The sequence below is a fragment of the Burkholderia sp. BCC0322 genome, assembly GCF_902833045.1.
Lineage (GTDB): Bacteria > Pseudomonadota > Gammaproteobacteria > Burkholderiales > Burkholderiaceae > Burkholderia.
Genome location: NZ_CADFDU010000010.1, coordinates 136546 through 159641 on the forward strand (window position 1 = coordinate 136546; position 23096 = coordinate 159641).

A 23096-nucleotide genomic window follows, 5' to 3' on the forward strand; every position below is an offset into this window, starting at 1 on the left:
GATCACGCCGCCTTTGCCGTGACGTTGGGAGTGAACTTCTCGTAGTGGAAGCTGTTCGGCTTCACGCCTTCGTCGTCGAAGTACTTGCGCACCGCGTCGACCATCGGCGGCGGCCCGCACAGATACACGTCGACGTCGCCGTCGTTCAGCGCATCGGCCGGGATGTGCTGCGTGACCCAGCCCTTGCGCGCATGGCTCGACGCCGGATCCGCGACGACCGTCGCGAAGCTGAAGTTCGGCAGCTTCGCCGCGTAGGCTTCGATCGCGTCGACCAGCACCAGATCGAGATCGCGCGTCACGCCATAGATCAGGTGCACCTTCTGCCGCGACCCGGTGCGCGCCAGCACCTCGAGCATCGACAGAAACGGCGCGAGGCCCGTGCCGCCCGCGAGGAACAGCAGCGGACGCGGCACGTCGCGCAGGTAGAAGCTGCCGAGCGGCCCGTGCAGTTCCAGCTTGTCGCCGGGCTGCGCCGATTCGAGCCACGTGCTCATCACGCCGCCGGGGATCTTCTTGATCAGGAAGCTGACCTTCGCATCGGCCGGCGCCGACGAAAACGAGTAGGACCGGTGCTGCCCGCTCGCGGGCACGACGATGTTCACGTACTGGCCCGGCAGGAAGACCGGTGCGGCCGCGCCGACGTCGAGTTCGAGCACGACGGCTGCGTCGTTGTGCTGCTCGACCTTCGTCACCGTGGCGGCAAAGCCGCTCTGGCCCGTCTTGCATGCGACCGACGACGTCGGCACCGCGATCACGCAATCGCTCTGCGGCACCATCTGGCAGGTCAGCACGAGGCCGCCGTCCCTTTCGTCTTCGGTGAGCGCATCGTCGATGTAGTCGTCGCCGAGATCGTAGCGGCCGCTTTCGGCGCGGCACTTGCAGGTGCCGCACACGCCGTCGGAGCAATCCATCGGCAGGTTGATCTTCGCGCGGAAGGCCGCGTCGAGCACCTTCTCGCCGGCCTTGCAGTCGATGAAGCGGGTTACCCCGTCCTCGAAGTTCAGTGCAATCTTGTAGATGGACATGGTGTCACCTCCCCTTCCTTTCATGACAAAGCAACGGGTGTCAGACGTGATAGACGTCGAGCACCTGCCGGATGTAGTCGTTCTTCAGCACGATCTTCTTGTACGAGATCAGCAGTTCGTCGCCCGCACGGCGCAACGTGACGAACATCGTGCCGAAGAAGTGATCGGTCACGCGGTAGCGGTGGTTCAGCGTGTGAAAGTTGTAGCGCACGTCCACCTCGTCGTCGCGTTCGGCCAGCACCTCGACATTCGTCACGTTGTGGCTGGTACGCGGCTCGGGCGTCGATGCGCCGCTGCGCTCGGTCTTGATCCGGAACACGCGATCCTCGAGGCCGCCGCGGTCCGGGTAGTACATCAGCGAGATCTGGCTCTGGTGGTCGTCGGTCAGCCGATCGTCGTCGTCCCACGCGGGCATCCAGTACGTGACGTCCTCCGTGTAGCAGGTCAGCCACGCGTCCCACTGGCGATCGTCGAGCAGGCGCGCTTCGCGATACAGCGCCGCGCAAATGGTTCGGTATTCGAAGCTCATGCCGCCACCTCCCCGCGTTCCTTCTTCAGCGCATCGCGCATCACGTTCACCCAGTGTTCGTGCTGGCACACGAACAGCCCTTCGTCCTCGCTGCGCTCGCCGGAAATGCGCGGGTTCAGCCCCATCTTCCGCGCGTTCTCGTCCGGCCCGTCGACCCACAGCGGCGCGCCGCGCGACAGGTCGTTCCACATCGCCGTGATGCCTGCATAGCCGGCCTGGCACGCGCGGAACTCCTCGAGGTCGTCGGCGGTGCCCATGCCCGTGACGTTGAAGAAATCCTCGTACTGGCGAATGCGCGTCGTGAGATCGGCCTCGCTCTCGCCCTTCGGCGCGAAGCAGAAGATCGTGACTTCGGTCCTGTCGACGCCCAGCGGCCGCACCACGCGAATCTGCGTGCTGAACTGGTCCATCAGGAACACGTTCGGGTACACGCACAGGTTGCGGGTCTGGTTGACGATGAAGTCGGCCTGCACGTCGCCGACGCGTGCCTTGATCTCTTCGCGGTGCCGATACACCGGCCGCACTTCCGGGTTCATCGTCTGCGTCCACAGCAGGATGTGGCCGTTGTCGAAGCCGTACACGCCCGCGACCGACTTGCTCCAGCTGTTCGCATCGACGGCCTTGGTGCCGTCTTCCTTGCGGCGGCCCATCGTCGCCGCGTAGTTCCAGTGCACGGTGCTGACGTGGTAGCCGTCGCAGCCGTTCTCCATCTGCATCTTCCAGTTGCCTTCGTAAATGTAGGACGAGTTGCCGCGCAGCACTTCGAGCCCGTTCGGCGCCTGGTCGACGATCTGGTCGATGATCACGCGCGCTTCGCCGAGGTAGTCCTCGAGCGGCAGCACGTCGGCGTTGAGGCTGCCGAACAGGAAGCCGCGATAGTTCGCGAAGCGCGCGACCTTCTTCAGGTCGTGCGAGCCGTGCGTGTTGAACTGCACCGGATATTCGGTCGTCTTCTCGTCCTTCACCTTCAGCAGCTTGCCGGTGTTCGAGAAGGTCCAGCCGTGGAACGGGCACGTGAAGCTGCCCTTGTTGCCGTGCTTGCGGCGGCACAGCATCGCACCCTTGTGTGCGCACGCATTGATCACAGCGTGCAACTCGCCGGCCTTGTCGCGCGTGATCACGATCGGCTGGCGGCCGATCCACGTCGTGTAGTAATCGTTGTTGTCCGGGATCTGGCTTTCGTGCGCCAGGTACACCCAGTTGCCCTCGAAGATGTGCTTCATCTCGAGTTCGTACAGCTCGGCGTTCGTGAAGATGTCGCGGCGGCAGCGGAATACGCCGGCCTCCTTGTCGTCCTGCACGGCGGTGGCGAGCAGGTGATCCAGGTCGGTGGCCTGGTCGATCGTGGCGGACATGTTGGCTCCTCCCATGCGCGTGCCGCGTCCTGCAAGCACGCTCGCATCGGTAATCGGTTGAATCTCGGGGGAATCCGGCCGGCGGCGGTGCATCCGCGCCGCGCCGGCGGGCGGTTACGCCGTCGCGGCTGCGCGCAGGCGGTGGACGATCTGGTTGTCCTTGCCCTGCACCAGCGGCGTCAGCACGAAGTTGAACTCGATGTCCTGGTACGCATCGGCCTTCATGCCGAGCGCCGTGCCGCCGGTCTTGTCGACCACGGGCGGGATCAGTTCCTCGCGCGTCGCGTACGCGAAGTCATCCCAGATCAGCGGATCGCCGGCGATGTTGAACTGCGTCGTCAGCTTGCGGTGGTCGCGGCTGTCGACGAAGAAGTGCACGTGCGCCGGGCGGTTGCCGTGGCGGCCGAGGCCGTTCAGCAGTTGTTGCGTCGCGCCTTGCGGCGGGCAGCCGTAGCCGACCGGCATCAGCGTGCGGAATTCGTACTTGCCGTCGGCCCCCGTCTTCACCGCACCACGCAGGTTGAAATCGCTCTGCTTGCCGGTCGGATCGAAGTGCGAATAGAAGCCGTGCGAGTTCGCGTGCCAGCATTCGACCACCGCGCCCGCGATCGGCTTGCCGTCGAGGTCCGTCACCGTGCCGTGGATCACGAGCGGGCCCGCGCCGTCGTCCGCGTCGAGGTCGATCTTCGACACGCCGTCGCGCACCGGTGCGCCCGCGACATACAGCGGCCCTTCGATCGTGCGCGGCGTGCCGCCGTCGAGACCGGCCGCCTTGTCCGCGGCGTCCATCCGGATGTCGAGATACTTCTCGAGACCGAGGCCGGCCGCGAGCAGCGCCGCTTCGCCGTCCTGGCCGAGCTTGTTCAGGTAGTTGACGCCGGCCCACACTTCGTCGGGCGTGATGTCGAGATCGTCGATCGCCTTGAACAGGTCGCCGAGCAGCCGCAGCACGACCTGCTGCATTCGCGCGTTGCCGCCCTTCGTGCCGTTCGCGCCCGCGTTCGACGCGGCCTTCAGCAGATCCTGCACTTCCCGGGTATCGAAAACTTTGACGCTCATGATGGTGTCTCCATGTGTATTAGGGGGAACGACGGCCTTGGCCTGGCTCGGGTTATCTATCGCGCGACTTTCGTCAGCCCGTCGCGGGTGAAACGCCTGACCTTGTCCTCGTCGAGTTCGATGCCGAGGCCAGGGCCGTCCGGCACGGTCAGTTCGAAGTCGCTGTAATCGAGCGGCTGCGTCAGGATCTCTTCGGTGATCAGCAGCGGCCCGAACAGTTCGGTGCCCCACTGCAGGTTCGCGAAACTCGCGAACAGGTGTGCGGAGGCCACCGTGCCGAACGCGCCTTCGAGCATCGTGCCGCCGTACAGCTCGATGCCGGCCGCATCCGCGATCGCGGCGACACGCTGCGCGGCGAACAGGCCACCGCTCTGCTCGATCTTGATCGCGAACACGTCCGCGCCGTGATGCTTCGCGATGTCGAATGCGCTGTCGGGGCCCTGCAGGATTTCATCGGCCATCAGCGCGACCGGGAAGCGGCGCATCAGGCGCGCCAGCGCTGCTGCCGAGGCCACCGGCTGCTCGACCAGTTCGCAGCCGGCATCGGCCAGCGCCGGAATCGCACGCGCGGCTTGCGTTTCGCTCCACGCCATGTTCACGTCGACGCGCACCGAGGCGCGATCGCCGACGGCCTTCTTGATCTCGGCTACGTGGCGGATATCCGTATCGGGCGCCTTCGCGCCGATCTTCAGCTTGAACACGTTGTGGCGGCGCTGGTCGAGCATCCGCTCGGCTTCGGCGATGTCGGTGGACGTATCGCCCGACGCGAGCGTCCATGCAACCGGCAGGCGGTCGCGGCGGCGGCCGCCGAGCAATTCGCTCACCGGCACGCCGAGCCGCTTGCCGTGCGCGTCGAGCAGCGCGGTTTCGAGCGCGCTCTTCGCGAAGTGGTTGACCTTCGCGAGCTTGCCGAGGAACGCCATCAGCGTCTGGATGCGCGTCGCATCCTTGCCGACGATCGCCGGTGCGAGATACGCGTCGATCGCCAGTTTCATCGCCTCGGGGCTTTCCGGGCCGTACGCCATGCCGGCGATCGTCGTGCCTTCGCCGAGCCCCGTCACGCCATCGCTGCAGAACACCTTCACGAGCATCAGCGTCTGGCCGTGCATCGTGGCTACCGACAGCTTGTGCGGGCGGATCGTCGGCAGGTCGACGAGGCGGGTTTCGATGCGTTCGATGGTGACGGAGGACATGGGGCACGCCGTGGGGGTGAAGTTCTTGAGGCGATTTATACGTCTCGGCCGGATCGAGCGTCCAATACTTTTAGGCGGGCTTTTCAATACCTGGCAGGTATTGAAACTACGGGCTATCTCGGTGATTTCTGGATGCGCCATACCCTCAATGACAGACAGAACGGTCCGGAAGCCGTGCTGGATCAGGGGAAAGCGGGCGCTCGGGACACGGGGTGGCGAACGCAGGAACGATGCCGGCCGTCGCGCCGACCACGGCATCAAAGAGCGACTTCACTGGACCGCATCAGGGTTTTCCTGATGGGTCGCAAGGGTTTCGGGCCGGTGGTTCGAATGCCGGCACCGGTGCATCGGCTCGCGAACGTTGCGATAGCGACGCGACAGGCCGCGACCATTTTGATTGCCGACGAAATGGCGACCGATCCGACAACGCAGGTACTGACCGCGGCCGGGTACGACGACGGCGTGGTCCCGGCAGCCGCAATCGATCGCATCCGGTCGAGATCGACTCGCCGAGCGTCCTGGCAGATTACGCGTCACGACGCGCCGTCGCTGCCCGGGTAGCCGGCCAGCCGCCCCGCCTCCCCGTACCCGTCGTCCGGAGCCGGCAACCGCCCGAGCACGCGCTCGACCTCCAGCGCGACCGCGATGAGTTCGCGATCGGTGCCGGCCGCCCCATCCAGTGCGAGACCTACCGGCAGCCCGGCCGCCGTCAGGCCGGCCGGGACGGTCATGCCCGGTACGCCGGCATTGCTGCCCGGCTCGGTATTCCGGATGTAGGTCGAGAATACCGAAACGGTTTCGCCGTTGAGGATCATCGCGTCGCCCGACGGAATCGGGCAGGCGGCGGCGATCGTGGTCGGAAAGACCAGCGCATCCGCCCCGCTGTCGGCGAGGCACTGCCGATACGCGGCACGCGATCGCGTCCGGCGGTCGAGCGCGGTGCGATAGGCCGCTTCGCCAATACCGTCCGGGCCGGTGATATGACGGGCAATCTTCGCGACGTCCGGGCTTCCGACGTTCGCGACGATATCGTCGACCGACAGGTCGTAGCCGTTCTCGACCAGGTACGCGTGCATCGACGAACGGAATTCATACATCGCGATGACGGCCGGTTCATCGTCGAAGAACCCCGGATAGTCGTTCAGGTCGAGGTCGACGCACTCGAATCCCGCCTGCGCCAGCTTCGCCACCGCGGCATTCGCCACCGCGTCGACATCCGGCGCGAGGCCGCGCCAGAACGTCGTGCGCGGGACTGCCAGGCGCACCGGGCGCGTCGCGCTGCGCGTCGGCATCGACGTCGGCGTGCCGGTGCCCGACAGAATCGCGTCGAGCAGCGCGATGTCCTCGACCGACCGCGCGATCGGCCCGACGGTGTCGCGCGTGCGCGAAATCGGCGCCACGCCAGCCGACGGGTAGCGCCCCACGGTCGGACGAAGGCCGACGGCGCCGCACAGCGCCGCCGGAATCCGCACCGAGCCGCCGGTGTCCGTCCCGAGTGCGGCAGGCACCACGCCCGCGCCGACCAGTGCGCCCGAGCCGCTGCTGCTGCCGCCCGGGATCCGGTTGAAGTCGTATGGGTTGCGTACCACGCCCGTCACGCGGTTGTTGCCCGATACGCCCAAGGCCAGCTCGTGCAGGTTCGCCTTGCCCGCGATCAGCGCCCCGTGCGCCAGCAGCCGCGCGACGACCGGCGCGTGCTGCGGCGGCACGCGGTTGTGCAGCGCCAGCGTGCCGTTGCCGGTCGGCAGGCAGGCGGTGTCGATGTTGTCCTTGATCGCGATCGGCAAGCCCAGCAGCACGGGCGGGGCGGCCGACGTCGCGAGGTCGCGGTCGCAGCGGGCGGCTTCGGCGAGCAGCCGCGCGTCGTCGACGCAGGTAAAGCCGTTCAGGTAGCGCCAGCGTGCGTGCCGCTCGATCAAGGCGTACGCGTATTCGACACAGGAAAAATCCCGGCGCAGGATCGCGTTGCGGGTTTCGGTGAGCGTCAGGGTTCCCAGGGTGGGCATCGTCGTCGTTCCTCGTCACGGGGGATCGACACACGGTAGGGCGCGCCGATTTTGACGCCCATCATCACAATCGATGACCCCGGCCGACGGCCGCGCGGCCCGTCACGCCAGCGCGGCCGCCAGGCTCGCGCGGTTGGCGACGCCTTTCTTCGCCATCACGCGCCGCAGATGCGTGCGAACCGTCGACAGCCCGATGCCGAGCGTGCGCGCGACGTCCTTGTCGGTATAGCCGGCGGCGACGAGCCGTGCGACGTCGCTCTCGCGCTCGGTCAGCCCCGCGCACGCATGGCGCCGGCGCAGCAGCGCGCGCCGGAAAAACGGCTCGATGCCGTTCAGCAGCAGCTTGTCGCGCTCGGTGAAATCGGGCCGCCCCTGCGCCCGCCAGATCCGCAGGTCGCCCACGTGGGTCGCGCCGTCGAATGCGTAGACGTTGATGCCATGGTGCATGCCGTCGCGGCACAGGAAATCGTTGTAGAACTCGGTCTGCTCCAGCTCGCGCCGGCTCACCACCTCGTCGACGCAGGTCGCCACGCGGCGCGCGCACAGTTGCGACGTGACCGGATCGATATGCTGGAACCACGCTTCGTACCGGGCGATCTGCAACGGATCGACGTTGTACGCGAACCCGTTGCGCCACAGGCCGGTTCGTTCGTCGCAGTCGAACGACGCGGCGAAATCGGCGCGGAGCAGTTGCGTGATCGCGGGCAGCACGACCGTTCTCACATCGACGACCGGCCCCAGCGCTTCCAGGCGGGCGACGATGTCGCCGAACAGCCGGAGTTCCTCCGGTGTGATATCGGACGCGGAAAGGTTCATGACGGGCGGTTCCTCGGTAAGCCGGTGGAGAACACCTGCATCGCGCGCTTCGACGGGCGCTGTCGCGACGAAGGCTCGAACGGGCGCGGGTTCGTCACGATGCGCCATGTTACTCGGCTGATCGATGCGGCGCGTATCTCGCGTCGAACCCGACCGCGAGCGGGCTCATGCTTCGCACGGCCCGCCGACACCCGGGCAGTTCCCCCCGGCGCACGACGCGAGGCAGCCGGTTTTCCGGGAAGAACAACGGCCGGCCAACTCCGGCACGGCGGGCCGCAGCGTCATCGCGCAGACGTGAAGGCCCGCTCAGCGGCCGGCAGCCGCCATCGACGCCTGCCATTGCGCGGCCACGCCGGCGTAATCCCTGACCTTGAAAGCCGAGCCGTCCTGGACGTGGACCCAGCCAAGCGTGCGCTCGGCGAGCGGCTTGTCGAGGTCGTCCGGCGCGATCTTGACGATCGCCTGCGCACGTATGTGAACGAGACCGTCCGGATAGTCGGACGACGGGTTCGCCAGCGTCACCGTCACGCACGGCCCGAGATCCTGCAGCAGTCGAGCGGGCGGCGGATTGTCGGCCATCAGCAACGAACCGCCCTTCACGCGGTCGTCCACGCGTATGGCCGTGCCGCCCGGCCGCCGCTGCGCAGCGGTCGGTTGCGACATCCACAGCACGTGATCCGGGTTGAGAAAGACCACATCGGGGTCGCCCATCGCGTCGCGGGTTTCAATCCGGGGTATCGGCATACACAGTCTCCAGTCGAATATCGGGCACCGAATGCGGGTGCGTCGGCAACATGATGATGCCGCAATATGTCGCCTTGCCCCGCGTCTTGCGGCGAATGGCGCGACCACCCCTGGCCGGATGGCCGGGCGCTGCGCACGTTGCTGCCGCGCCATGCGCCGATGCCGTCGAGCGCTGGGTGGACGCCGCTTCGCGCCCACGCGATCGGCGGCCGCGTAGCCCGACTACCCTCGCCACGTTGCGTCGGCGAGCTTCGCCACCAGTTCGTCGTACACAACCCGGATGCGCCGGGGCATCGGCCCGCGTCGCGGCCGATAGACGTGCAACTTCCATGGCTCGGGCTCGAGGCCCGGCAGCAGCCGCACGAGGCGGCCCCGGTCGACGTACGGCCGGACGAGATACTCCGAGCACTGGCCCAGCCCCACGCCCGCGCACACGGCCTCGATCTCCACCTCGGTATCGTCCGTCAGGTAGGCCGGCGACGACGGGACGAACTGGTGTTCCCCCCGAAACATCCACGGCCACGCCCGTCCGCTCGCGCGATCGATCAGGCACGTCACCGGCATCGATTCGAGTTCCTTGCGGTTCCTGGGCTCACCCAGCCGCCGGATCAGCGACGGCGCGCCGACGATCCACATCGGCAACGGCCCGACCATGCGCGCGACGAAGCGGTTGTCGCCGATCGCCCCGACCCGCACGCCGATGTCGATCTGTTCGTCGACCACCGGCGACGGCACGTCCGACAGCCGCAGGTCGGGCACGAGGCCCGGATACCGCTGCATCAGATCGCCCAGGATCGGCTGGACGTAACGACGCCCCATGCCCGACGGCGCCGTGATCCTGACGACGCCCACCGGCTCGTCGGCCTGGCCGGTCGCGGGCCCGAACAGCCCGTCGACGGCAGCCAGCGCCGTCTGCGCGTCACGCGCGAACGCCTGCCCGAACGCGGTGATCCGGATACTCCGGGTCGTCCGGTGAAACAGCGTTTCGCCGAGCATCTCTTCCAGTTCGCGTACTGCGCGCGTCACGACCTGCGGCGATACGCCGAGACGCGCCGCCGCCTCGCGGAACGTTGGCGCCGCGGCGGCGGCGGAGAAGATCTTGAGGATGTCGAGTCGGTTGAGCATGGAGAACCCTCCTGGCACGCGCATGTGGCTGTGCCCGTTCATTCCACAAATGGGAATTCTGAATGCGCCATTGTTCCATTTTTTTATGCCCGACGAGCGACCACAATGCCTATCAAGCGTGCATCGCAACCGCTTCAACTCAGCCGCATGCGCCGCTTTCATCCCTCACTCTGGAGCATCTCATCATGAACGCAAGCACGAAACCGGCCCCACTCGACGGCCGCTTCGCACTGGTAACGGGCGCCAGCTCCGGCATCGGCCGTGCATCCGCGATCGAACTCGCGCGGCGCGGCGCAAAGGTCGTCGTCTCCGCACGGCGCAAGCCCGAGCTCGACCAACTGGTCGACGCAATCATGACCGCCGGCGGCGACGCCAGGGCGTTCGCCGCGGACGTCGCGAACGAAGACGATCTGCGCAAGCTGTTCGATTTCACGGTATCGGCCTACGGACGCCTCGACATCGCGTTCAACAATGCCGGCACGGAAGGTGTGTTCGCGCCGCTGCTCGAACAGGATGCCGAACGGTTCGACATGGTGTTCGAGCCGAACGTGCGCGGTGTATTCAACTCGATGAAGTACGCCGCTGAAATCATGCTGCGCCAGGGTTCGGGCAGCATCATCAACAACGCGTCGATGGGCGGGCTGATCGGCTTCGAGAATGCGTCGGTCTATATCGCGAGCAAGCACGCGGTGATCGGGATGACGAAGACCGCTTCGATCGAATGGTTCAAGCGAGGCGTGCGCGTGAACGCACTGTGCCCGGGGTTGATCGAAACGCCGTTCCATCATCGCGGCATCTGGCCGTCGCAAGACGCGCAACTGGCCTTTGCCGCATCGACACCGGCAGGACGCTGGGGCTCCGCCGAGGAGATGGCGACGATCGTCGCGTTCCTCGCGTCGGACGATTCCAGCTATGTGTCAGGGCATGCGCTCGTGGCCGACGGCGGTTACTCGGTTGCATGACCGGCGACGCGCGAGGCCGGGCCGTGGCCGCCTGCGCCACATGCACCATGCCGCACGCCGCAACCCGGCGTCGGCTACGCCACCGCCTGCCTCGCATGCAGCCGCAACGCGAGCCACGCGATCCCGACCGCGACCGCGCCGACCACGCCGCCGAACGTGCCGACCCACGCCAGCCCGAAGTCGCTGGCGATATGGTTGCCGATCAGCGCGCCGGCGCCGATGCCGACGTTGTACAGCCCGGAGAAGATCGACACCGCGAGGTCGGTTCCCTCCGGCGCCAGCTTCAGCACCCACGCCTGCATCGCCAGCCCGAAGCAGACGATCGCCCCGCCCCAGACCAGCGTATGCACGGACAGCGTGACGATATTGAGCGCGCACGGAAACAGGATCAGCAGGCATCCCGCCAGCGCGACGATCGACCCGAGCAGGAAATCGTCCGGCCGGTGCGGATAGATGCGGTTGAAGCAGATCGCGGCCGGTATGCCGGCGATGCCGAACAGGATCAGCACATACGTGATCCGGCTGCTGCTCGCATGGTTGACGCGCTGGACGAACGGCTCGATGTACGTGTACGACGTGAAATGCGCGGACACGACGAGCACGGTGATCGCGTACAGCGCCACCAGCGCGGGCTTGCGCAGGAACACGCCGATGCTGCCGAGCGACCCCGCGCCCTGGCTCGGCAATACCGGCAGCGTCGCGCGCAGCAGCAGCAACGCGACGCCCGCCGCGCCGGCGATGATCAGGAACGTGACCCTCCAGCCGAACGTCTCGCCGACCACGCGCCCGAGCGGAATGCCGGCCACCATCGCGATCGCCGTGCCCATCGCCAGCAGGCTGAGCGCGCGGCTTTTCCGGTCGCTCGGCGCGAGCCGCACGGCCAGCGGCACGGAAATCGACCAGAACACCGCGTGCGCGCACGCGATGCCCAGCCGGCCGACCATCAGCACCGCGAAATTCCACGCGACGCCGGTCACCACATGACTGCCGATGAACACCAGCAACGCCCCCATCAGCAGCTTGCGGCGCTCGACATGGCGCGTGGCCAGCGTCAACGGCAGCGACACGACGGCCACGGCCCACGCGTAGATCGTCAGCATCAGGCCGACGTCGGTCGGCTGCATGTGCAGGCTGTCGCCGATCGCGCTGAGCAGCGCGACGGGCACGAATTCGGTGGTATTGAAGATGAAGGCGGTGAGTGCCAGGGTCAGTACACCCCACCACGAGTGCTTGGAACTGACGGCGTCCGGTGTGGCCATGCCTGGAATCGACGAGACGAGGGTTGGGGGCGCGCGGCGCGGAGAACCCGGCCCGGCGATCGTTGCGATTGTACCAGCGGCGCATGACACGGCGCGGCGCGAGGTGGTGCGGGTTGGCCGCGGGACATGGTCATGACATGGCCGGGCGCCGATAATGTGCGGACACGCTTCCCGCGACCCGTTCGCCCGAACCCTTTCGAGCCAGGAGATTCCCATGCGCATTGAAACGTCTTTTCTGTTCGATCTCGACGGCACGCTCGTCGACAGCGTCTATCAACACGTGCTCGCGTGGAAGGAAGCGCTCGATGCCGAAGGCATCGAACTGTCGGTGTGGCGCATCCACCGCAAGATCGGCATGAGCGGCGGCCTGTTCCTGAACCAGCTGCTGCGCGAGACGTCGGGCGATCTCGACGCCGAGCGCGTCGAGCGGCTCGCGCGGCTGCATGCGGCCGCCTATCAGCGGCTGCGCGCGCAGGTGCGGCCGCTGCCGGGTGCCCGCGAACTGCTGGCCGCGCTGTCGTCGGCGGGCATTCGCTGGGCGATCGCGACCAGCGGGCGGATGGAAACGGCCGCCATCAATCTCGCGGCGCTCGGCGTCGATCCGGCGAAGAGCGTCGTGGTCACGCGCGACCAGGTCAAGTATGCGAAGCCGGACCCCGACCTGTTCCTGACCGCCGCCGCGCAATTGAACGTGCCGATCGAACATACGGTCGTGGTCGGCGACAGCATCTGGGACATGCTCGCCGCTGCCCGCTGCCGCTCGCTCGGCGTCGGGCTGCTGTCGGGCGGATACGGCAGCGACGAACTCGAACGCGCGGGCGCGCTGCGCGTGTACGACGATCCGGCCGATCTGCTGTGGCATCTCGACGAGATTGCGGCGCGGCCCTGACACGTCAGCTTCGCCGGCGGCGCCAGCGCCGGATCGCCGTCGGTTTCGTCAGGCCGCGAACGACCGGCCATGCCCCTGCCGTACCGGCGCGCGGCGGCCGCGCGGCTCAATCGTCATCGATGTGCTTGTCGACCAGATAGCGGCCGCGCGCGACGCCCGCGCGCAGCGCTTCGCTCTCGGTCTTCCAGTCGGAGCCGTCGGCCGCCGGCACGAGCAGCTCGCGGCGCTCGTCGCCGACATACACCTGCACCTCGTCGCGCCACGTGCCGCTGTCGTTGCGCCGCGCCCACACGCGTATCTCATGCCCGCGATACGGGTCGCGGATCTGGGCATCCTGTCGATTTTGCACGGCGGCCTCCTGTGCCTGTCTGCGCTGACGAGGCAAAAAATGCGCGCCGCGTGATCGCCGCGCGCCCGTCGGCCCGGTGCGCATGCGCCGTGCCCGGTACCCGCCAGCCGGCATGCCGCTTGCGCGACGATTGCGCGTCGAACCGCCGCCGGCACGCGCCGCGAGCCGGCGAAGCGGTTCACGACCCTGCGGCCGGACGACGATCGGCGCACCGGCGCCTTCCCGGCTCGCGGATCGAACGTCCCGCCCCCTCGCCAAGGAGCTTCGTGTGAATCAAACGACCGATCTGCTCTCCTATCTCGTGACGAACCAGCTGGCCGCGCGCATGCGTTCCGGCGCATGGCCGACGACCGATCAGGTCGTCGATGCGCAGCGCGCCTGGCTCGCGTGCCATCACGCCGAATGTGGATGGCTTGCGCGGGTCAGGATCGCGGACGCGTCCGCGACGATCGCGCAAGGGATCTACGACATCGCGGTCGCGAACCACGATCCCGACAGCGGCAAGCACGAGCGGCTCGACGCCGATGCGCCGGAACTGCGCGCGCTGCGCGAACGCTGCGATGCGCTGTTGCGGCGCATCGACGACGACCGTGACATCGGCCCGCGATGACCGCGCGATACCCGATCGTGTAAAAACGACAGTCCCTTGTCATCGGCATCCCGCGCAGGCCCCGCCGCACGGGAAACCACCCGGCAGGCACGTGCGTTGCGGCGAACCGGCGTCACCGACCGCCGCCCCTACGCCCCGCGCCATGAACGCCACGCCGATCTTCGCTCCGCATATCCAGTTCTGCGACGCCCGCCTCGTCGGGCCGCTCGACGCATGGCCACAGACGTTCGCGCATGTCGCGGGCATGGGCTTCGATCACGTGCTGGTCGGCGCCTTCTGGGCCGCGAGCGTCGCCGGCTTTCCGCGCCACGTGGCCGATTTCCATCGCCCGGCCCACACGTTCGCGACACGCGCGGGCGCGCTCGAAACCTTCTCGCGGCTCGCGCAGCTCGCGCAGCGCCACGGGCTGCGCCTGCTGCTCGAAGTCGTGCCGGACCGCATCGCGCGCGAGAATCCGCTGCGCGCCGAGCACCCGGACTGGTACGTCGAGCACACGCACGACGATGCGCTGATCGATCCGCGCGGCGCCGCGCCCGCGCAGGATGTCGCTCACGCGAACCTCGGCGACGACGCGGCGCGCGGCGCGCTGTCCGCGTGGTGGTGCAAGCACCTCGCCGCGTTCGCCGATGCAGGCGCGGCCGGTTTCCTCATCGACGCGCCGCATCATCTGCCGGCCGACTGGTGGCCCGGCTGGCGCGCGGCGCTGCGTCGCGCGCGCCCTGACGTCGCGGTGCTTGCCGGCGTGCCCGGCCATGCGCGCGACGCGCTCGCGCGGCTCGAAGGCGCCGGGTTCGACGCGGTGTTTTCATCGGTGCGCTGGTGGGACCTGCGCGCCCCGTGGTTCGTCGACGAACACCGGCTGCTGCGGCGCATCGGCTCGCCGATCGCGTTTCCGGACGCGTTCGACGGCGCGCGCCTCGCCGACGACTGGCCCGACGCGCCGGATGACACCGTCGCTCGCGCGTATCGCCGTGCACTGTGGACGGCCGCGGCCGTCGGCACCGGCTGGCTCGTGCCGATGGGCTTCGAGCGCGGCGTCACGGTGCCGCTGATGGCGCGCGACGCCGATGCCGCGCGCTTCCACGCCGCGTGCGACGGCGCGCGCTTCGACCTGTCGGGCGCGATCGCCGATGCGAATGCGTGGCGTCGCGCCACGCCCGTCGCGGCCGCGCGCGGCGAGATCATCCAGTTGAGCGCGTCTGGCGCACCGGCGACCGCGCTGCTGCGCGGCGCCGGCCCGTCGCTCGAACACGACGAAGCGGCGCTGCTGATCGTATTGAATCCCGATCTCGACGCAGCGGTGACGGTCGATCCCGCGACGATCCTGCCCGGCGTGCCGGGCGGATTCACGCGCGTCGCCACACACGACGGCGCGCAAACCCGCCCGCCGGCCGCTCTCCAGCCGTTCACGCTCGAACCCGGCGCCTGCGTGCTGCTGCATGCGTGGCAGGCGCCGCCCGTCACGACACGCCAGGACGCCGCACACGAGCGTGCGGCGCTGTCCGCCGCGCTCGCGGCCGACCGGATCGCGATCGAGCGCGTCGAGCCGTCGGTCGACGGCGGCCGCTTCGCGGTCAAGCGCGTGATCGGCGAAACGCTCGTCGTCCACGCATCGATCTTCACCGACGGGCACGCGCATCTCGCGGCCGCGCTGCAGTGGCGCGCCGCCGGCGACGACGACTGGCGCGAAATCCCGTTCGAAGCCGAACCGAACGACGGCTGGCACGCGCGCGTCTCGCTCGACCGGCTCGGCCGCCATGAGTTTCGCGTGCTCGCGTGGCGCGACGACTGGGCGTCGCTCGTCGACGATGTCGCGAAGAAACACGCGGCCGGCCAGGACGTGACGCTCGAGCTGCGCGAAGCGCAGCTGCTGCTCGCCACCGCGCTCAAGCTCGCCGACCCGCTCGATGCGCGCGCGCTCACGCAGATGGAACGGCTCGCCGCCGAATTCAGGGACGCGCCGGCCGACGCGCGGCTCGCGCAGCTCGACGCGGCGCCGCTCGCCAACGCGTTCGCGGCGCTGCGCTACCGTCCGTTCGTCACGCACGACACGACGACCTTCCCGGTCGACGTCGAGCGCCGCGCGGCGCGCTTTTCCAGCTGGTACGAGATGTTTCCGCGCTCGGCGAGCGACGATCCGCACCGGCACGGCACGTTCGACGACGTGATCGCGCACCTGCCGCGCATCCGCGACATGGGTTTCGACGTGCTGTATTTCCCGCCGATCCACCCGATCGGCACGACCGCGCGCAAGGGACGCAACAACAGTCTGAAGGCCGGCCCCGGCGACGTCGGCAGCCCGTACGCGATCGGCTCGCCGGACGGTGGCCACACGGCCGTGCATCCGCAGCTCGGCACGCTCGACGCGTTCCGCGCGCTGGTCGATGCCGCCCGCGGCCACGGGCTCGAGATCGCGCTCGATTTCGCGATCCAGTGCTCGCCCGACCATCCGTGGCTCGCCGCGCATCCGGGCTGGTTCGCATGGCGGCCGGACGGCTCGCTGCGCTTCGCGGAGAATCCGCCGAAGCGCTACCAGGACATCGTGAACCCCGATTTCTACGCGCCGGACGCGCTGCCCGACCTGTGGCTCGCGCTGCGCGACGCGGTGCTGTTCTGGGTCGACGCGGGCGTGCGGATCTTCCGCGTCGACAACCCGCACACGAAGCCGCTGCCGTTCTGGGCGTGGATGATCGACGACGTGCGCGGCCGGCACCCGGACGTCGTGTTCCTGTCCGAAGCGTTCACGCGGCCGGCGATGATGTATCGGCTCGCGAAAGTCGGCTTCTCGCAGTCGTACACGTACTTTACGTGGCGCGAGTCGAAGCGCGAATTCATCGACTACCTGACCGAACTGACGACCGGCCCCGCGCGCGAATTCTTCCGGCCGAACTTCTTCGTCAACACGCCCGACATCAACCCGCGCCACCTGCAGAACGCGCCGCGCACGCAGTTCGTGATCCGCGCGGCGCTCGCGGCGACGCTGGCCGGATCGTGGGGCCTGTACTCGGGCTTCGAGCTCGGCGAATCGGCGCCGCTGCCGGACAGCGAGGAATACGCGAACGCGGAGAAATACGAGCTGCGCGCACGCGACTGGAGCAAGGCCGCGCATATCGGCGCCGAGGTCGCGCGGCTGAACCGCGCGCGGCGCGCCCACCCTGCGCTGCAGACGCATCTCGGCGTCACGTTCGCCGACGCGGACAACGACGCGGTGCTCGTGTTCGTGAAGGCGACGCCCGCGTTCGACAGCGTGGTCGTCGTCACGATCAGCATCGACCCGTGGCATCCGCAGGTCGCGAACTTCACGCTCGATGCGTCGCTGTGGCGCGGCTTCGGGCTCGTCGACGGCGAACCGCTCGACGCGCTCGAGCAGGATGCCGCGCATGCGGAAACCTGGCGCGGGCATCGCCAGTACGTGTCGCTCGATCCGCACGTGCGGCCGTATGCGATCTGGCGGCTCACGCCGTCTCCAGGCGCCGCGCGGGCGGCGGCGCGCGAACCGGGCGAGGCCCGGCCACCTTCGGGAGGGCACGGATGATGAAACGCGAAGATTCCCTCGACGACGTACGCCGCGCGCAATTCCCGTCGCTCGCGCCGGCCGGCACGCCGCGCCGGCGCCGTGCACGCCGCCGCGCGCCGGCGCTCTGCGCGGACGATCCGCTGTGGTACAAGGACGCGATCATCTACCAGGTGCACGTGAAGTCGTTCTACGACTCGAACAACGACGGCATCGGCGATTTCCCCGGCCTGATCGCGAAGCTCGACTACATCGCCGAACTCGGCGTCGACACGATCTGGCTGCTGCCGTTCTACCCGTCGCCGCGCCGCGACGACGGCTACGACATCGCCGACTACCGCGACGTGCATCCGGACTACGGCACGCTCGCCGACGTGCGGCGCTTCATCCGCGAAGCGCATGCGCGCGGCATTCGCGTGATCACCGAGCTCGTGATCAACCACACGTCGGACCAGCATCCGTGGTTCCAGCGCGCGCGCCGCGCGAAACCGGGCTCGATTCACCGCGACTACTACATGTGGTCCGACACCGACACGAAATACGCGGGCACGCGGATCATCTTCCTCGATACGGAAACGTCGAACTGGACGTACGACCCGGTCGCCGGCCAGTACTACTGGCACCGCTTCTATTCGCACCAGCCCGACCTGAATTTCGACAACCCGGCCGTCGTGCGCGAGGTGATGCAGGTGATGCGCTTCTGGCTCGACCTCGGCATCGACGGGCTGCGGCTCGACGCGGTGCCTTATCTCGTCGCGCGTGAGGGCACCAACAACGAAAACCTGCCCGAGACGCACGCGATCCTGAAACGGATCCGCGCGACGATCGACGCCGAGTATCCGAACCGGATGCTGCTCGCCGAAGCGAACCAGTGGCCGGAAGACGTACAGGAATATTTCGGCGACGAGGACGAATGCCACATGGCGTTCCATTTCCCGCTGATGCCGCGCATCTACATGTCGATCGCGAGCGAGGACCGCTTCCCGATCGTCGACATCATGCGACAGACGCCGGAACTCGCGCCGAGCAACCAGTGGGCCGTGTTCCTGCGCAACCACGACGAGCTGACGCTCGAGATGGTCACCGACTCCGAGCGCGACCTGCTGTGGCAGACCTATGCGAGCGACCGGCGCGCGCGGCTGAACCTCGGCATCCGGCGCCGGCTCGCGCCGCTGATGGAGCGCGACCGGCGCCGCATCGAGCTGATCAACTCGCTGCTGCTGTCGATGCCGGGCACGCCGGTGATCTATTACGGCGACGAGCTCGGGATGGGCGACAACATCCACCTCGGCGACCGCGACGGTGTGCGCACGCCGATGCAGTGGTCGTCCGACCGCAACGGCGGCTTCTCGCGCGCCGACCCCGAACTGCTCGTGCTGCCGCCGGTGATGGGGCCGCTGTACGGCTATGACGCGGTCAACGTCGAAGCGCAGACGCGCGACCCGCATTCGCTGCTGAACTGGACGCGCCGCATCCTGTCGACCCGCCGCGCATCGCAGGCGTTCGGGCGCGGCACGATCCGCTTCCTGCGCCCGGAGAACCGCAAGGTGCTCGCGTACCTGCGCGAGCTGGACGGGCACGATCCGGTGCTGTGCGTCGCGAACCTGTCGCGCGCGTCGCAGGCCGTCGAGCTCGACCTGTCCGAATTCGCGGGGCGCGTGCCGATCGAGATGACGTCGGATTCGCCGTTTCCGCCGATCGGCCAGCTCCCGTATCTCCTCACCTTCCCGCCGTATGGATTCCTGTGGTTCGTCCTGGCCGAGCACGGCCGCGAGCCGTCGTGGCGGCACCCCCAGGCGGAGCCGTTGCCCGAATACGTGACGCTCGTGATGCGGCGCGGCGATGCGCGGCCGGACGTCGAACAGCTGCCCGTGCTCGCGCACGATGCGCTGCCGTCGTGGCTCGCGCGGCGGCGCTGGTTCGCCTCGAAGGACCGTGCGATCGGCGCGGCCAGGCTGAACGTCGTCACGCCGGTGCCGGGCGAACCGTTCCAGTATGCGGAGGCCTGGGTCGAATCCGGCGAGCCGGGTGGCGTCGAACGCTACGTCGTGCCGCTCGCGACCGCGTGGGGGGGCGAAACCTCGCAGCCGCTGTTCGCGCAGCTCGCGCTGGCGCGCGTGCGGCGCGGCCATACGGTCGGCTACCTGACCGACGCGTTCGCGCTGCCGGCGTTCGCGCGCGGCATGCTGCGCAAGCTGCGCGACGGTGCGGCGGTGCCGACCGCCGACGGCGGCCGGCTCGCGTTCCTGCCCGAAGACGCGCTCGCCGCACTCGATCCCGGCGACGACGCCGAAGTGCGCTGGCTCGCGGCCGAGCAGAGCAACAGCTCGCTCGTGATCGGCGACGCGATCGTGCTGAAGCTGGTCCGCAAGGTCGCGCACGGCGTGCATCCGGAAGCGGAAATGAGCCGGCACCTGACGCGGATCGACTACCCGAACACCGCGACGCTCGCGGGCGAAGTCGTGCACGTCGATCCGGACGGCACGCCGCACACGGTCGCGATCCTGCAGCGCTATGTCGACAACCAGGGCGACGCGTGGACGCGTTCGTTCGATTTCCTGCGGCGCGCGGTGGACGAGCTCGCGCTGCCGGCCGCGGACGACGACGAGACCGCCGAAACGGACGAGGTACCCGACGCGCTGCTCGGCTACGCGGCGTTCGCGGGGATCATCGGCACGCGGCTCGGCCAGCTGCACGTCGCGCTCGCGCAGCCCTCCGACGATCCCGCGTTCGCACCGGAGCATGCGACGCCCGAACACGTCGAAGGCTGGCGCGCGGACGCGATTGCGTCGTTCGAGCACGCGCTCGACGTGCTGCACACGCGGCTCGATGCGCTCGAACCCGCGATGCGCGCGGCGGCCGACACGCTGCTCGCGTCGCGCGACGCGGCCGTGCGCGCGCTCGGCGAACTCGTGCCGCGCACGCTCGATGCGCAATGCATGCGGATCCACGGCGATTTCCATCTGGGCCAGGTGCTCGACGTGCAGGGCGACGCGCTGCTGATCGACTTCGAGGGCGAGCCGGCGCGCTCGCTCGCGCGCCGCCGTGCGAAATCGCATCCGCTACGCGACGTGGCCGGCCTGCTGCGTTCGCTGTCGTACGTGAGCGCGATCGCGCAGTTCGCGATCGAGAAGGCGCCGCCGCAGGCGGCCGGCCGCAAGCGCACACTGTTCGACCGCTTCGGGCAGGCCGCCGCCGACCGCTTCGTCGAATGCTATCGCGCGGCCGCCGAACAGGCGCCCGCGCGTTTCGTCGACCCGCGCTACGCCGATCGCCTGCTCGCGCTGTTCCTGATCGACAAGGCGTCGTACGAGCTGTGCTACGAAGCCGCGAACCGGCCCGACTGGCTCGGCGTGCCGGTCGGCGGGCTCGGGGCGCTGGTCGAACGGCTGCTCGACGACGGCGCCGCATCCGACGACGGAGGCAGGTCATGACCGAGACGCTGTTCGAACGATCCGATATCGACGCGCTGCTCGCCGGCCGCCATCCCGATCCGTTCGCGTGCCTCGGCCCGCACGGGCAAACCGGCCGGGTCGTCGTGCGCGCGGTGCTGCCCGGCGCGAAAAGCGTGCATGCGCTGTCGCCGGAAGGCACCGAACTCGGCACGCTCGCGTGCGTCGATCGCGCCGGCTGCTTCGCGGGGACGATCCCGCGCAACGGCGGCGCGCCCCACTACCGGCTCGCGATCGAGTGGCCTGACGCGCGGCAGGTGATCGACGATGCGTATGCGTTCGGCACGCTGCTCGACGACGCGGCGCTCGCGCGCTTCTCGGCCGGCGACCCGGCCGCCGTGCTCGACTGTCTCGGCGCGACGCCCGCGCGCATCGGCGACACCGACGGCGTGCGCTTCGCGGTCTGGGCGCCGAACGCGCAGCGCGTGTCGGTGGTCGGCGATTTCAACGGATGGGACGGCCGCCGCCATCCGATGCGGCTGCGGCGGCCGTCGGGCGTGTGGGAGCTGTTCGTGCCGGGCATCGGCGCGGGCGAGCGCTACAAGTACGAGCTGCGCGCGGCCGACGGGCGCGTGCTGCCGCACAAGGCCGATCCCTGTGCGCGCGCGACCGAAGCGCCGCCGCGCACGGCGTCGGTCGTCGCCGACGTCGCGGCGCTCGATGCGTTCGCCTGGCACGACGACGGCTGGATGCGCGCGCGGCCGCACGCCGACCGCTACCGCGTGCCGTGGTCGATCTACGAGGTGCATCCGGAGTCGTGGCAGCGCGTGCCCGAGGAGATGGACCGCAGCGCGACGTGGGACGAGCTCGCCGAGCGGCTGATTCCGTACGTGCAGGGGATGGGCTTCACACACGTCGAGTTCATGCCGATCGCCGAATACCCGTTCGGCGGCTCGTGGGGCTACCAGCCGCTTGCGCAGTTCGCGCCGTCCGCGCGTTTCGGGCCGGTCGACGGCTTCGCGCGCTTCGTCGACCGCGCGCATGCGGCCGGCATCGGCGTGCTGGTCGACTGGGTGCCCGCGCATTTCCCCGACGATCCGCATGGCCTCGCGCAATTCGACGGTACGGCGCTGTACGAACATGCCGACCCGCGCGAAGGGCTGCATCCCGACTGGCACACCTGCGTGTTCAACGTCGGGCGCACGGAAGTCGGCGCGTTCCTCGCCGCGTCGGCGCTCGCCTGGGCGCGCCGGTATCACGTCGACGGCATCCGCGTCGATGCGGTCGCGTCGATGCTGTACCGCGACTATTCGCGCGCCGAGGGCGAATGGGTGCCGAACGTGCACGGCGGCCGCGAGAACCTCGAATCGGTCGCATTCCTGCGCATGCTGAACGACACGCTGCACGGTGCGGCCACACCGGCCGGCGTCGTCACCGTCGCGGAGGAATCGACCGCGTGGCCCGGCGTGACCGCGCCGACCGGCGACGGCGGGCTCGGCTTCGACTTCAAGTGGAACATGGGCTGGATGCACGACACGCTCGCGTATCTGCGCGAGGACCCGATCCACCGCCGCTATCATCACGACCGGATGACGTTCGGGCTCGTGTACGCGTTCTCCGAGCGCTTCGTGCTGCCGCTGTCGCACGACGAGGTCGTGCACGGCAAGGGCTCGCTCGTCGCGAAGACGCCGGGCGACGCGTGGCAGCGGCTCGCGACGCTGCGCGCGTACTTCGGCTTCATGTGGGCGCACCCGGGCAAAAAGCTGCTGTTCATGGGCAGCGAATTCGCGCAATGGGCCGAATTCGCGCACGACGCGACGCCGCACTGGGACCTGCTCGACGCGCCCGCGCATCGCGGCGTGCAGCGGCTCGTGCGCGACCTGAACCGCACGTATGCGGCCGAGCCGGCGCTGCACGCGCTCGACTGCCATGCAGCGGGCTTCGCGTGGCTGATCGGCGACGACCGCGACAACAGCGTGTTCGCATTCGCGCGCCGCGACGACGCCGGACACGTCGTGGTCGCCGTCTGCAATTTCACGCCGGTGCCGCGCGCAGACTACCGCGTCGGCCTGCCCGCACCCGGACAGTGGCGCGAACTGATGAACACCGATGCCGCGCCGTACGGCGGCACCAATGCCGGCAACGACGGCGCCGTGTGGGCCGAAGCCGTGCCCGCGCACGGCGAAGCGTGGTCGGCGACCCTGCGCCTGCCGCCGCTCGCGACGCTGTGGCTGCGCCCTGCCTGATTGCCCGCGCCCTCGACACGGAG

17 protein-coding genes are annotated in these 23096 nt (G+C 68.8%); 6 read left to right on the forward strand and 11 right to left on the reverse strand.

Annotated features, from left to right (window positions below; genetic code table 11):
• Positions 1-2: 2 nt before the first annotated feature.
• The 9 genes from benC to HWX39_RS25325 all read right to left on the reverse strand — a co-directional run bounded on the left by benC (position 3) and on the right by HWX39_RS25325 (position 9852).
• Positions 3-1025, reverse strand: coding sequence for a benzoate 1,2-dioxygenase electron transfer component BenC (gene benC / locus HWX39_RS25285; protein ID WP_175970527.1), 1023 nt, complete (start codon positions 1023-1025; stop codon positions 3-5).
• 40 nt (positions 1026-1065) lie between these two features.
• Entirely contained in the window at positions 1066-1554 is a 489-nt protein-coding gene (gene benB / locus HWX39_RS25290) for a benzoate 1,2-dioxygenase small subunit (RefSeq protein ID WP_175970528.1), read from the reverse strand.
• Positions 1551-2909 (reverse strand): Rieske 2Fe-2S domain-containing protein, encoded by a 1359-nt coding sequence (locus tag HWX39_RS25295; protein WP_175970529.1) that lies wholly within the window; start codon positions 2907-2909, stop codon positions 1551-1553. The genes benB and HWX39_RS25295 overlap by 4 nt, the downstream gene beginning before the upstream one ends.
• A gap of 114 nt (positions 2910-3023) precedes the next feature.
• Positions 3024-3968 carry a catechol 1,2-dioxygenase gene (gene catA / locus HWX39_RS25300; protein ID WP_175970530.1) on the reverse strand — a complete coding sequence of 315 codons (945 nt, stop codon included), beginning with the start codon at positions 3966-3968 and terminating at the stop codon, positions 3024-3026.
• A gap of 56 nt (positions 3969-4024) precedes the next feature.
• On the reverse strand, positions 4025-5161 hold the full coding sequence (locus HWX39_RS25305; protein ID WP_175970531.1) for a muconate/chloromuconate family cycloisomerase: 1137 nt from the start codon (positions 5159-5161) through the stop codon (positions 4025-4027).
• Positions 5162-5694: 533 nt separating this feature from the next.
• Positions 5695-7167: an indoleacetamide hydrolase gene (gene iaaH / locus HWX39_RS25310; protein WP_175970532.1), complete on the reverse strand. Its 1473-nt coding sequence runs from the start codon at positions 7165-7167 to the stop codon at positions 5695-5697.
• 102 nt (positions 7168-7269) lie between these two features.
• Positions 7270-7983 carry a helix-turn-helix transcriptional regulator gene (locus HWX39_RS25315; RefSeq protein WP_175970533.1) on the reverse strand — a complete coding sequence of 238 codons (714 nt, stop codon included), beginning with the start codon at positions 7981-7983 and terminating at the stop codon, positions 7270-7272.
• Positions 7984-8289: 306 nt separating this feature from the next.
• Positions 8290-8727 carry a hypothetical protein gene (locus HWX39_RS25320; RefSeq protein ID WP_175970534.1) on the reverse strand — a complete coding sequence of 146 codons (438 nt, stop codon included), beginning with the start codon at positions 8725-8727 and terminating at the stop codon, positions 8290-8292.
• A gap of 222 nt (positions 8728-8949) precedes the next feature.
• Positions 8950-9852 carry a LysR family transcriptional regulator gene (locus HWX39_RS25325; protein WP_175970535.1) on the reverse strand — a complete coding sequence of 301 codons (903 nt, stop codon included), beginning with the start codon at positions 9850-9852 and terminating at the stop codon, positions 8950-8952.
• Between the two features lie 185 nt (positions 9853-10037).
• On the opposite strand from HWX39_RS25325, the gene HWX39_RS25330 reads away from it, so the two are divergent.
• Positions 10038-10814, forward strand: coding sequence for a glucose 1-dehydrogenase (locus HWX39_RS25330; RefSeq protein ID WP_175970536.1), 777 nt, complete (start codon positions 10038-10040; stop codon positions 10812-10814).
• 74 nt (positions 10815-10888) lie between these two features.
• Here HWX39_RS25330 and HWX39_RS25335 read toward each other — a convergent pair whose 3' ends face one another.
• On the reverse strand, positions 10889-12073 hold the full coding sequence (locus HWX39_RS25335) for a sugar transporter (RefSeq protein ID WP_175970537.1): 1185 nt from the start codon (positions 12071-12073) through the stop codon (positions 10889-10891).
• A 214-nt stretch (positions 12074-12287) separates the two neighbouring features.
• Between HWX39_RS25335 and HWX39_RS25340 the strand changes: the two genes are divergently transcribed.
• Positions 12288-12962, forward strand: coding sequence for an HAD family hydrolase (locus tag HWX39_RS25340; protein WP_175970538.1), 675 nt, complete (start codon positions 12288-12290; stop codon positions 12960-12962).
• 106 nt (positions 12963-13068) lie between these two features.
• On the opposite strand, the gene HWX39_RS25345 is transcribed toward HWX39_RS25340, so the two are convergent.
• Positions 13069-13311: a DUF6566 family protein gene (locus HWX39_RS25345; RefSeq protein ID WP_175970539.1), complete on the reverse strand. Its 243-nt coding sequence runs from the start codon at positions 13309-13311 to the stop codon at positions 13069-13071.
• Positions 13312-13636: 325 nt separating this feature from the next.
• Here HWX39_RS25345 and HWX39_RS25350 point away from each other — a divergent pair, with 325 nt between their 5' ends.
• The 4 genes from HWX39_RS25350 to glgB all read left to right on the forward strand — a co-directional run bounded on the left by HWX39_RS25350 (position 13637) and on the right by glgB (position 23073).
• Complete coding sequence (locus tag HWX39_RS25350) at positions 13637-13921, forward strand: hypothetical protein (protein ID WP_175970652.1); 285 nt, start codon at positions 13637-13639, stop codon at positions 13919-13921.
• A 142-nt stretch (positions 13922-14063) separates the two neighbouring features.
• Positions 14064-17456: a maltotransferase domain-containing protein gene (locus HWX39_RS25355; RefSeq protein WP_175970540.1), complete on the forward strand. Its 3393-nt coding sequence runs from the start codon at positions 14064-14066 to the stop codon at positions 17454-17456.
• Positions 17456-20869, forward strand: coding sequence for a maltose alpha-D-glucosyltransferase (gene treS / locus HWX39_RS25360; RefSeq protein ID WP_175970653.1), 3414 nt, complete (start codon positions 17456-17458; stop codon positions 20867-20869). Before HWX39_RS25355 ends, treS begins: the two co-directional genes overlap by 1 nt.
• Entirely contained in the window at positions 20866-23073 is a 2208-nt protein-coding gene (glgB, locus tag HWX39_RS25365) for a 1,4-alpha-glucan branching protein GlgB (protein ID WP_175970541.1), read from the forward strand. Before treS ends, glgB begins: the two co-directional genes overlap by 4 nt.
• Positions 23074-23096 lie beyond the last annotated feature (23 nt).